The 12,291-nt window shown below is 40.7% G+C and carries 11 protein-coding genes; 1 reads left to right on the top strand and 10 read right to left on the bottom strand.

The genetic code is table 11. The features are described from left to right. Positions 1-5 precede the first annotated feature (5 nt). The 7 genes from Q0F90_RS00055 to pduB are packed head-to-tail and all read right to left on the bottom strand — an operon-like array spanning position 6 to position 6,939. Positions 6-1,061 (bottom strand): cob(I)yrinic acid a,c-diamide adenosyltransferase, encoded by a 1,056-nt coding sequence (locus Q0F90_RS00055; RefSeq protein ID WP_296001802.1) that lies wholly within the window; start codon positions 1,059-1,061, stop codon positions 6-8. A 27-nt stretch (positions 1,062-1,088) separates the two neighbouring features. After that, on the bottom strand, positions 1,089-1,463 hold the full coding sequence (locus Q0F90_RS00050) for a glycerol dehydratase reactivase beta/small subunit family protein (RefSeq protein WP_008602331.1): 375 nt from the start codon (positions 1,461-1,463) through the stop codon (positions 1,089-1,091). Further along, positions 1,460-3,286, bottom strand: a complete 1,827-nt coding sequence (locus tag Q0F90_RS00045; protein WP_296001798.1) for a diol dehydratase reactivase subunit alpha — start codon at positions 3,284-3,286, stop codon at positions 1,460-1,462. Before Q0F90_RS00045 ends, Q0F90_RS00050 begins: the two co-directional genes overlap by 4 nt. An 18-nt stretch (positions 3,287-3,304) precedes the next feature. Continuing rightward, positions 3,305-3,835 carry a diol dehydratase small subunit gene (locus Q0F90_RS00040; protein WP_105098113.1) on the bottom strand — a complete coding sequence of 177 codons (531 nt, stop codon included), beginning with the start codon at positions 3,833-3,835 and terminating at the stop codon, positions 3,305-3,307. Positions 3,836-3,846: 11 nt separating this feature from the next. After that, positions 3,847-4,533: a propanediol/glycerol family dehydratase medium subunit gene (locus Q0F90_RS00035; RefSeq protein ID WP_296001793.1), complete on the bottom strand. Its 687-nt coding sequence runs from the start codon at positions 4,531-4,533 to the stop codon at positions 3,847-3,849. Positions 4,534-4,542: 9 nt separating this feature from the next. Further along, the gene (locus tag Q0F90_RS00030; RefSeq protein ID WP_296001791.1) at positions 4,543-6,204 is read right to left on the bottom strand and encodes a propanediol/glycerol family dehydratase large subunit; all 1,662 of its coding nucleotides are present in this window, start codon (positions 6,202-6,204) and stop codon (positions 4,543-4,545) included. A 21-nt stretch (positions 6,205-6,225) separates the two neighbouring features. Beyond that, complete coding sequence (gene pduB / locus Q0F90_RS00025) at positions 6,226-6,939, bottom strand: propanediol utilization microcompartment protein PduB (RefSeq protein ID WP_296001786.1); 714 nt, start codon at positions 6,937-6,939, stop codon at positions 6,226-6,228. A gap of 512 nt (positions 6,940-7,451) precedes the next feature. Between pduB and Q0F90_RS00020 the strand changes: the two genes are divergently transcribed. Further along, positions 7,452-8,342 carry a PocR ligand-binding domain-containing protein gene (locus Q0F90_RS00020; RefSeq protein WP_296001784.1) on the top strand — a complete coding sequence of 297 codons (891 nt, stop codon included), beginning with the start codon at positions 7,452-7,454 and terminating at the stop codon, positions 8,340-8,342. Between the two features lie 143 nt (positions 8,343-8,485). On the opposite strand, the gene Q0F90_RS00015 is transcribed toward Q0F90_RS00020, so the two are convergent. From Q0F90_RS00015 to Q0F90_RS00005, 3 genes are all read right to left on the bottom strand, one after another. Continuing rightward, positions 8,486-9,319: a MetQ/NlpA family ABC transporter substrate-binding protein gene (locus Q0F90_RS00015; RefSeq protein WP_105098123.1), complete on the bottom strand. Its 834-nt coding sequence runs from the start codon at positions 9,317-9,319 to the stop codon at positions 8,486-8,488. A gap of 368 nt (positions 9,320-9,687) precedes the next feature. Beyond that, positions 9,688-11,001 (bottom strand): DUF389 domain-containing protein, encoded by a 1,314-nt coding sequence (locus tag Q0F90_RS00010; RefSeq protein ID WP_367113383.1) that lies wholly within the window; start codon positions 10,999-11,001, stop codon positions 9,688-9,690. A gap of 9 nt (positions 11,002-11,010) precedes the next feature. Further along, positions 11,011-12,048, bottom strand: coding sequence for a nicotinate-nucleotide--dimethylbenzimidazole phosphoribosyltransferase (locus tag Q0F90_RS00005; protein ID WP_296001775.1), 1,038 nt, complete (start codon positions 12,046-12,048; stop codon positions 11,011-11,013). Between the last annotated feature and the right edge of the window lie 243 nt (positions 12,049-12,291).

Genomic DNA, 12,291 nt, shown 5'->3' with positions numbered 1-12,291 from the left:
TCACCTCATCGAGTTAACAAAGATTGTAATGCATGAGATGCAATGTCCATATCTTCTGCCACAGTACCACCGCTAATGCCGAACCCACCGACAATTTCCCCGTCGATGATGATAGGATAACCGCCACCAAAGGTGCAGATTTTACGATTTACCATGGATTCAATGTTGAATAGATCGCCATCAGGCTGTGCACTTTGATGTACTTCATGAGTTGCCGCTTTGAGAGCTACTGCAGTATACGCCTTTGCCTGTGCGATATCGTTGCTGATGAGCAATGCATCTGACATACGATGGAAATACATTAATACACCTTTTGTATCCACAATGGATACAACGATAGGTACGCCTATGGACTGAGCATAGTCCAAGGCTGCTTGTGAAAGTTTCGTCATAATTTCTTCTAGCTTTGTTCTAGTTGCCATATAACTAACTCCATTTTCAGTAGTATGCCCCATATGCCATAAGCTCCGATTCGTTTTTGCCAGTACTTCAGCATGACTGTTCTTAACACGTTCTGCTACGCGCTCTACAATTGTTTCTACAAATTGCACATAGTCTTCCATGCGAGCCATGATATAAAGAGCATCAGATAATCGATTTATAAATTTTCGAACCTCATCGCGAATTGGTTCTACTTCACCTAAACTAATGAGTAATCGTTCCCCTCGACGACAGATAGTACGCGCCACATGAAGCTCTGCAGCAGATAAATAATTACCGCTTAATATAAAGCTATGTTGTTGTGGTAATCGCTTCGTATAGTCATCGATCATACGTTCCAAGTCGCTAATATCTTGTTGTGAAATCAAGTTGCTACTTTCACTAAGATGTTCTACATGAGGCGTTGCTACCTCCGCACATAAGCGGAATAGCTGATGTTGTAATGTGTGAAGCACATGTTTATTCTCCTGTGAGACGACTAATTTCTCACACACACTAACCTGTGCATTTAATTCATCAAAGGTTCCATATGTGTCCACACGAAGTGAATTCTTAGGTACTCTAGTGCCATCAAAAAGAGCCGTTGTACCTGCATCACCGGTTTTCGTATAAATAGCCATATGCACCACCTCTCACGTTCATTCTATTTAAAAGGCCACTTCCAATCGTTCGTCAAAAGCGAATGGATTGCCTTTTACAAGGCGAGCTGCATTGACACCTAAGGTGCGCAAGCTATCTGGATATTGAGCATAGCCCGTAAGTCGATAAATAAATTGATGAGCTGGTATGTTTTTATAAGTTAACACAATCGCTTGTTCATCAACGCCAATACCGACTGACAAAGCCGAGTTTCGAGATGCTAAATCAGCCAAATCCATGTGAGTACCACTATGAGCCTCAATTACTACGGGTAGCCCTTCCTCTTCAATGCCATATAGAACAGGTTTTAATACATCCTCACCGATATGCGATGTCGTATAGAGCAAGATGGTTGGCTTGCTGATGATACTTTGATCCATCATTGGCCTCCCTTCCCTACATAGGAGAGGACAAGTCCTGTTGCTACCGCATTACGCGCCCCTTCAACACCTCGAATATTGCCTCGCCCTGCTACTAAGGCGTATTGAGATAACTCATCTGTTACGAGCTGAGGAATCTCAAAGTCTAATGCAGAGCCACCTACAATAACGACGAATGGTATATCTCGTACATTATGAGTAGGACTGACAGATGCTAAGGCACGGAGTGAATTAGTAACAAATACTCGTTTCTTTGCAGTTTGGCGCACACGCTTAATCGTTTCAAGAGGAATATCTCGCTCTACGGGAACGAGTCCATCAGGAGTAACGATAACAACGCGACCAAACAATGCAGCCGATAGCGGTTCATTAAAGAACTGCACCGTTCCATCTTCATGACGAATATGATATACGCTGAGTACTTGAGCCAATGGATCTCGCTTAATGGCCTCTGCAATATGCATATCCTCTAACCCAAGTTCGGAGTTGATGAGCATTGTTACCATGTTTCCCGCCCCAGCTAGATGAATAGCCTTAATTTTTCCTTCTTGATTGATGATAGATGCATCAGTAGAGCCCGCACCTAAGTCGAGTATAGCCATTGGTTTTGCAGTCCCTGGCGTTGTCAACGCACCTAAGATTGCCGATTCAGCCTCTTCACCACCGATTTCAACAGGTATACCCAATTCTTTTTCCACCTGTTTAGCGATGATTTCCATTTGTAGATGGTCCGATTTAACCATAGACGCGATACCTACAGCTTGTTCCATAGAGAATTCGCCTGCAAGACCGCCTTTTACATTAATAGGAACCGATACATCTACAGCCAGTAAGTCTTGGATGAATACATCTTGAGGTGATTTATTCGTTAATTGAGCCATAGTGAGGCGCACCTTTTCCAGCATTCCCCCTACGTTCGTACCTGCTTCACCACTAATATCGTCGATAGGATGAACAGATTCGAGAGTTTCCATGATTCGCTCTGCCCCTGCTGATACGTCAACAGATACAGTTCTACCGTTTCCCATTACTATAATGGAACCAGCTGGTATTACCCGTTCTTTAACATCCCCTGCAGGTGTTTTGATAACTACCGCAGAACGGTTCCCGATGAGGGCTCTTGCAATAGGTACAATGTTTTTTGTTTCCTCTGGTGAAAGCTCAAATACAGTGGCAATACCATACGGATTTGATAATTGTGATACCACTTGCCCCGGTTCTACAACCTCTACAGCAGAAAGCATGCCCATTGGGATTTTATCGATATATGCAACCTCGTCTACGATAGGAATTTTATGATCCAATCGATTGTTGACGAGCACCCCATCATCGGCTTGAAGGATAGCAGCTCGAATATCATAACCTCGTTTGCAATATGCATTAATCAGCTGTGCTATCAATTCAAAGTCGATAATCTTTGGAGCCACCACGATGTATGGTTGACCTTGTGGCTTATCGATTAATTGCTCAATAGGAACGGTATACCCTACACCAAGGCCTAACCCGCCCGGTGTTTTAGGGTTGTGCCCTATCATGGTAGATTCCGTAATAATGGTTTCCGTAATGGTCTCCATAGCTACATCACCGATAACTGGTGTAGCCTCATTAATACGAACTAAGTCAATATCTCGTAGTGTAAGATTAGCAGACCTGATTAGCGACTTGAGGGCATCCATGAGGCCTACGATATTTTCGCGAGTCCCTTTAATACCTGTAGTACTAGCGATAGCAGAGGATAGAAACTTTACCTCACCATTGCTATGCACTTCGGCCAAGGCTGCTTCTGTTGTCGAGTTTCCAATATCGATGCCAACAATTCGTTTCATAATGACATCTCCTATAGGTTAATTATCACCTTTCAGCTTTTTACGACGTTCATAGTTTTCTGCAGCTTCTCGTACAAAGTTTGCACAAATTGGAGCACCTAGACCATCGAGTTCGCTAGCAATGTCTAAGAGTTCTTGTTTAGAAGAACGATATGGACGAAGTGCATTATACATTTCAAGTAAGCGTTTATCGCTAACTTTTGTCATTTCTGCAGCGCGGGAGAAGTTAAGTTCAATTTGATCGCGACCGCCAGCCTTAGCGATTTGACCTTGAGCTTTCAAAATAGATGGAGAAATTTTCAAATCATCCATTGTAATGTGACCTGCCATAACATTTTCCATCGTAATATGGCTCAAGTCACGGCCTTGACCTAGGTCAATCCATTCTGGATGTTTTTTAGCAATCGGATAATCTTCGATTGTAACCACTCTATCTACTGTATTTGTTGTAGATGGTGTATGAGGCGTAGAGTATTGTGTTGTACTGCCTTTCGCCCCTTCTATTTCAGATACGATCTGCCGAATTAAGGCTTCTAATTCGTTAGCCATAGTAAACCTCCTTATACAGTGACGCGAACTTCATCAGCTGGCTTACCTTTGACTACATGCTTCGTTTCTTTGATGTGAAGCAACGCAGACAATGCTTGGTATTTTGGACGAGCCATTTGATCGTTCAATGTTGGTACTGGTGTTGGGGATTCGCCCTTAGCGTATTTAGCAGCATTTTTACCGATAGCGCGGTATGTTTCAGCTGTTAATAGCGGTGCTTGAGGGAATAATTCCAAGTTTGAAAGTGGTTGTAAATCCCGTTGGTGAATCAAGGTTGTACCTTTAGATTGAATGCCGATACATACACCGGATCCAGAAATAGAATCACCTTCAACGGCTACAGCCGCTACGTCAGAGGAACGGTATACGCGGATCACACGAGCTTTAAGGCCTTCTTCTTCGATACCAGCTACTAATTGACGAATTACCTCTTGATGCGGTACACCAACGATAGTTTGTCGTTGACTGCGACCAAAGGCAGGACCAACGGCAATCACTACTTCATCTGCGCTAGTGCCAGGTTGTGCAGGGCCACCAGTTTGTAGCCAGCTATCGTCACCAGTTGGGTCTTCATGTCTAGGTGCTGCACTTTCACCAACATTAGTCTTGAATTGTGGCGCCTCATGAACACCGCCCATTTCTTGTAAAACGTCTAGGATAATAGAGCGTAATACATCTCTGTTAATTTCAGCCATCATGACACCTCCTTATATATCCCGTGGATCAATGGCGTTTGGAATATCTTTAATACGTTCCCAATCTTCACCTTCCACACGATACCCTGTGCCAACACCTTGATAGTCATTTCTATTGTTAATCGCGGAGATAACGTTGAAATCACGATCAAAGATGGCCGATGTTTGTAAGTAATCGCCGGAGATTTTTTGTTTCAATAAATTCAAAACACTTTGTGCTACATCAGGGTGACCTTCTTTAGCTAAGCCTTTTACGAAGTCAACGCCTGTAACACCGCGGTTTAACAAGTCTTGAGCTGCTTTAATATCTGCAACCTTATCGCGAGGAGGCATATCTTTAGAGCCATTAGCATACGTAGCAGCCTCTACCTCTTGATCTGTAATTGGAGGCAAGCCTAATGCTTTGAATAAAGCTTGTAATGCACGAGCCGCTTTATTACGAACCGCTACAACTTCTTCTTCGCGAGCAGGAATAAGACCGCCATTTACCTTGAGGTCACGTTGGATAACTGTCCAATCATCATAGTCCTCTGCATCCCAGTTAGAACCAGCAAACATGTTGTCATAGTTTGGTGTAGAGCTATAACCGGAGCAGATGAAGTCAGTACCAGGTGCAAATTGCATCAATGTACGTGCTGTTCTACGCAAGTCAGAATGACTAAATGTTTGGTCATTACTAGATGCACATTCTAGGTCGAGCATGGCTGCTACAAGGTTTTCTGCCAATACAGCGCGGATACCAGAAGGTACGGCTGCTGGAATGCCGATACAGCTTACAGAGCCATTTTGAATACCTTGTACACCAGCGCCTTTTGTAATGTATAGGCAGCGGATTTCAAGGTACAACATGGATTTACCTTCTGCTTGGCCCATTTGTACTTCAGAGCCTGTACCAGAAGTAAAGCGCATTTTAAGACCACGAGATGCATAAGCAGATGCTAAGAAGCCTTTAGACCAAGGTGTGTCATCACCATCGGTAAATACGTCTTCTGTACCATATACGGAAATGGTTTCTGCATAAGCTGTGAAACCGCGCATACCAAGTTCTAATTCTGTTGCTTCTTCCAAGGAGCATTGAGTCAATACGCCTGGTCGACCACATTGAGAGCCTACGAGTAAGCTAATCGCATTAAGTGGTGCATAACGAGCAACGGCTACTGTTGTTTCTTCTTCCGCAAACCCACGAAGTGCACCTTCTGCAGCATCCGCAGCGATTTGTACTGGATTGTCATTTACGTTTGTTACATGAGCTTGGTTAGCCATTGTGCGACGAGCACGCATTTTTTGCATACATTGCATCATCTCAACAACGTTCATGGAGCAAACAACTTCTAGCATTTTTGCGGGAGTAATAGATTTACAAATCTTAACGATCTCTTCACGAGGTACTGAAGGGGTAAGCATCATATTAGCAATGTCTTTTGAATCCATTGCCATCGCTTGTGGAGCACCGTCGAGAACAATACCATAATTTGCAATAAATGTATCGATAAGGTCAAAATCTTCACGGCGTTTACCATCGAGTTCAACGATGCGGCCGCCTTCGATTTTGAGACTAGGCTTTGGATCTTGGGGAGATTCCATAGCTATAAAACCTTCCTCTACCCATTCCTTTACATAACCATCCTGATTAACAGGACGTTGACTTAAGACTTCAAAACGTTTTGATTTCATAGGGCATACCATCCTTTCAGATTAGATATAGGAAGGGGCTCCGTTCACTGGTTCGTCACCCATCGTACCTAGTAATTTTTTACCTACTTCACGAGCAGAAATAACCGCTTGTCGTACAGCCCCAGAATCGCCAGAAATCTGTAAGATAACTTCGTTAGAATTGCTTGTGCCTGCAGAAGGAGATGCATAACCAATTACATCAACGTTAGCAGATTTAACAGCTACATCGGCCATCACTACACCAATAGCTGCAGGAGCACCTACAATAAGGCCAAATGCTTTACCTTCAGGAGCACCAAATGCTGCATTTACTGCATGGCTAGCACGTGCTGTATATTGCAACTCAAGATGACCAGCATCGTTTGCGTATACATCGCCAAAGGTGCGTTCCACTTCAGCTAATGCCACTTCAATAGCGCGTTTTACATCGGATACATCATCACCACCAAAGATGATAAGAGAACCGTGACCTGCGCCACCTTTAGTATCACGAGGTAATTCAATGCTAACGATTTCAGTATTTGTCGCTTTTACTGCTTCGTCAGCTGCCATAATATGAGGACCTGCACCAGTACGTGCACCTAAAATACCGATAGAACGATATTTTTTCTTCAATTGCATCGCATCTAATACTTGTTGATCTACATTAGCAATTACGAGACCTATAGTATCACCAGTTTTGCTAGTCCCTACAAATTCAGTTAATCCACATGTTGTCGCCATAATACCCTCCATACGTGTAATGAAAGTATCTTTGTACAGGAATGTATGTTGCTGTATGTTATGCTATATCTCCTGATATTGTTTTAAGTCGCCTTATATCGCTTTTTATCGTTTCATTTATTTTTCATATATATGCAACGATATTCCCTGTACACCATATAATTTTATAGAGCATGCCTTGCTATTCAGTCACTGTCCATTGGGCTCAATCCTTTCTAAATATATGTAATATAAGGGTTTTTCTACCTTTATTATAAAAATTCTGTAATACAACTTTTTTATGTGTATTCGTAAAATACGATTTTTCTATTACAAAAATGCCACAATCCTGTTATACTTATACATATATAGGAGAATATGTATTAGTAATAACGTAGAGTTATAAGTATATGAATTTCAAGTGGCATGTCACTTTTCTCTTTTCTTAGGTTTATGAGCAAGCCCACTAAATAGAGAGCAAGTAAAGCGATTATAGCGGTGAGCTTACTAGACCTCTTAGCACATTTGTGATTGGAGATTTCACTATGATTTGTACTCGGGAAGATACTAAACTTATCAACGAAATCATGCGAGATTTCACAAACATAACAAAAATTGCAGCTATTTTCGTCAATAATCGTGGAAAAGTGTTATCTCAAGAATATAACTTTTCCCCTTTCTGCAAGGTAGTAAGACGAAACCCAACCTATGCTAAGCGCTGCAATCAATGTGATCTATATGGAGGACTCGATGCGACAAAAGAGCTATCCTCTTGCCCTTATCGCTGTCACATGGGGCTCATAGATTTTTCCGTTCCCGTTATGAAAGAGGGAGCCATCTTAGGCTTTATCATGGCAGGGCAAACGAAAACAGAGGATACTACGATTAAGCCGATTTTACCTACTCAGACAGATTGGCACGAAGACACTAAGCTTCGCGCATTATATCAGGCATTACCCGTTCTTACAGCAGAACAAATTTACAGTGCTACAAAGGTATTACGAATCTTAGTGGAACATTACTTCCCATTCAACGATTCAGTGGCGGAAGAACTACCATATGAACAATTACCAGACTTTGTCGAGTCAGAGCAGCCTATTAATCGTCCAGAAATCAGGAAAGCTATATTATACATAGAAAAAAACCTGAGCAAACGAGTGTCGCTCAGGCGGATTTCGGAACATATTCATTTAAGCGAGTCCTATTTCTCTAAGATTTTTAAGGATGATACAGGACTTTCAGTAGTGCAGTATATAACACTACTTCGTATGCAAGAAGCAAAAAAATTGTTGGTCTATTCCCAATTAACAGTCAATCAAATCAGTAAAACCTTGGGATATAACAGAACGAGTTACTTCTGTAAGATCTTTAAAATGGCTACTACAGAAACCCCTCATTCGTACAGAAAAAAATATGCAAAACCAATTGATGCGTAATGCACCAATCAAGTAATAACAAAAAGACGTAACACCAAATGGTGTTACGTCTTTTTTGTATTAGAGAGTTAATCTGAGGAGATGTTTTGTGAAATATACTATGTTATTAACGCTTCAATTTATGTTATTAACCATTCATTTGATTAGAACGCTGGGATGATGGCCCCTTTGTAGTGTTCTTCGATGAATTTCTTAACTTCTGGAGATTGTAATGCTTTAGCTAATTTTTGGATAGCTGGTTTGTTTTCATCACCAGGGTTAACGGAAAGAAGATTTGCATATGGAGAGTCAGCTTTTTCTACGAATAAGCCATCTTTTGTAGGGTTAAGACCTGCTGGCAATGCATAGTTAGCATTGATGACAGCTGCATCTAAGTCTTGGATAGAACGAGGAATTTGAGCTGCTTCTAACTCAGTAATTTGGATGTTTTTAGGGTTGCTAGTCACATCAAATGGAGTATTAGTCAAACCAGTTGGGTCTTTCAACGTTACAAGACCTGCACTTTGCAACAAGAGAAGTGCACGAGCACTGTTTGTTGGGTCGGAAGGAATTGCTACTTTTGCGCCATTTGGCAAGTCTTTCAAATCTTTAATTTTTTGAGAGTAAATCGCCAATGGTTCAATGTGAACTGGTGCAAAGCTTACGAAGTTTGTACCATGATCTTTATTGAAGTTATTTTGGTAAGGCACATTAGCGAAAAAGTTTGCATCGACTTCTTTACTAGACAATGCCATGTTTGGTTGGATATAATCTGTAAACTCAATAACTTGAAGATCTACACCTTCTTTAGCCAATAATGGCTTAATTTGATTCAAAATTTCAGCATGAGGTACTGGGTTTGCTGCTACTTTTAATACCTCTGCTTTAGAGCTACCAGCACCGCTGGAGCTTGCGTTGTTTGTGGAAGAACCACAACCACTAATTAATAAGGACGCGCCCAATACGGCCGTCGCTGCTAATGCTAACCATTTTTTCATGTAATCCTCCTATCTAAGATGAAAGCCTACATCTCTGACGAGGACTCATACGTATACAACATTCGTAGATATTTTAAAAGCTATATATTCTTATCACCTATCTACAATTAGTTATTCAATAATTTCGATGTAGTAAGTATAACAATTTAATTCCCACTCGTATAATAGATTTTATACATCAATTAATATAACCTTAATCTATAGCAAGATAAGAGTAATTACATTTAGCTATGCTAAGTACATAAAAACGGTACTAAGATGATTCCCCGTACTACTAGGTAATATACCTAATAGGTACAATCAAACTTAGTACCGTTATACATATCGCTCTATATAATAAACAATCTAATCAAAATCAAAAGATTCAATTATAAAGTTGACGTTGTTTGCTCCACAGAAATAGTTACAGGTGCTGATAATTTAGCCTCTAACCAAGCTTTTATTCGTTCCAAATCTGCATCAGATACAGTGGACGTGGTATGGATAATCACCATATAGCGATTCGCTTTAGGCTGTTCTAAATTATCTATCAAAGGCATGCCTTCCACTTTGCTTACAAACGGGAATAACGCCTTTGCTTCAGCTTCTGTCGTTTTCATAGTATTTATAGTTTCACTTACTAGTTCATAAGTCGGCTGGTACAGATTACTCAAGTTTTTATATTTTTCAAGATTCTCTGAAGATTTATTCGAGTTCACCTTATCCGTAGTAGATTTTTTCTCATCTACGCTAGTAACAAATCGTAATGTATAAGGCTGCAAGTAATCATCCTTCTGTAATTTGTCATCCAACTGGGCTCGCTCCTCTGAAGTCACAGGAGCGCCTATAGCTACTATGTCTACTAGCTTATTCGTCCGATCCAATGAATAATCAATCACTTGTCGACGTCCGTCTTGATTAATATCATTCTTAATAAACTGCTCTAGATGATTTGACTCGGAATACTTGATGGTCATATCATAGCCTGCATAAATACTTGGTATAGCCATAATAAGACCAATCACAAGAAATATTAGCTGATTACGACGAATACGCTCTTCGGCTTGTTCATGGAATGGCAACCGATATACACCCTTTAAAACAATAAAAGCTGCAAAGAAGATAAAGAATGCATTTATAAAGAATAAATAACTAGCCCCAAAGAAATAGGTCCAATTTCCACTAGCAAGTCCATATCCTGCCGTACATAGTGGTGGCATAAGTGCAGTTGCAATCGCAACCCCTGGTATAACATTATCTAAGGTCTTACGCGTTTGCCCAATAATCCCAGCTAACCCACCAAATATAGCAATGAATACATCAAAAATATTCGGTTCTGTACGCGCTAATAGTTCAGATGTAGCCGTCTGAACGGGGGAAATATAAAAATATAAAGCAGATGCCAAAACAGCAATCATAATCTGTACGGACAATCTTAAAATACCACTCTTCGCAACTGTAAAATTAAGCGTAGCGAAGCCAAAGCCAATTGCTAAAATAGGTCCCATCAACGGCGATATAAGCATAGCACCAATAACAACTGCCGTACTATTCATATTCAACCCAATAGAGGCGATAAATATGGAGAGGATCAGGATAACCAACGCAGGTCCCTTGATCTTAGCCCCACCTATCAACCTTTTAGAGATAGTTGCATCATCAGCTCGCTCAAAATGTATATTAAAGTATTTATTTATTTCCATTCTTCCTCCTTATAATTTCATCAAATCTGCAAAGGTACCTACATGTACAAACATATGCTGAGTAGTTTTGAGCATTTGTACCATCAAAATAGCCCCTGTACCTTCCCCCATCGACATTTGGGCTTGAATAGGTACCATATCTTGTGTAATCCCCACCTCAGCCAATGCCAGCTCTGTACCTTTTTCGCGGGAATGATGTGACGGCAATGCATAGTCTGTAATGCGCGCGTTCATGCGTACTGCACAAGCTGCTGCTACAGCGGTAATAAAACCATCAATAACAAAAGGCTTTTTAAAATCTACACAAGCTAGCATAGCCCCAAGAATAGCAGCAATATCAAAGCCCCCTACATGGGCTACAATTCTACAAACTCTGTCAGGTTCACTTTCAGCAACAATACTATCCTTATGTGTATCTAATACAGAACGGACAAAGTCAATTTTACGCTTCATCAAATCTGGTTTATCTGGCCAAGAACCAGGACCTACAGTTTTAGTGGGATTAGCTCCAGTCAATGCAGACAACACACAAGCAGAGGTCGTCGTATTTCCCAGCCCCATTTCACCAAAGGAAAATAGATTTATCCCTTGCTCTACATAATGTTGTACTCTTTCATAGCCTGCTTGAAAGGCACTATTAAACTCATCCTCAGTCATAGCAGGATGAGTTAATATATTCTTTGTCCCTTTCGCTACTTTGCGATCCACACCGATGCCGTCATCTGAGGCAATACCTACATCGACGACCTCATAGGGAATGTTGTTAAAATTACAAAATTGCGTTGCCGATGAACGACCTAAGAGCATATTACGGGATTGTTTCTGCGTCACCTCGTAATTATACCCTACATAGCCTTCCATATTACAACCATTATCGGCGGAGAATATGATATGCTGTGGTCGGATTTCACCATCAATCTCGCCCCAAGCCGTGCAAATCTTGCGGAAATAAACCTCCCACAATCCTAGACCACCAGGGATTAAACATTTGGGTTGCAGAAATCTATTTAATTGTTCCTCTATAGGTAATACTGAGTTATCTTTCATTTTAATCTCTAGTCCGAACATAATATGCGACTAGCCTTCTCTTAATTCGATATTATTCTATATGAAAGTATAACACAAAATACATATCTAGTAATATGAGGTTTGTTAGCTTTCACTATAGAAATAAATTTATGGCAAACTAAAAAGGCTATCCCATACAGGATAACCTTTCATTTGAGTTATATAATTAAGTTTTTTCTTAAGTATAACTAGTTACTAAAATTAAGCACCTTGGAATTGAGG

The sequence above is a fragment of the uncultured Veillonella sp. genome (genome assembly GCF_934190855.1).
Lineage (GTDB): Bacteria > Bacillota > Negativicutes > Veillonellales > Veillonellaceae > Veillonella.
This window is presented reverse-complemented; position numbering and strand designations above follow the sequence as displayed.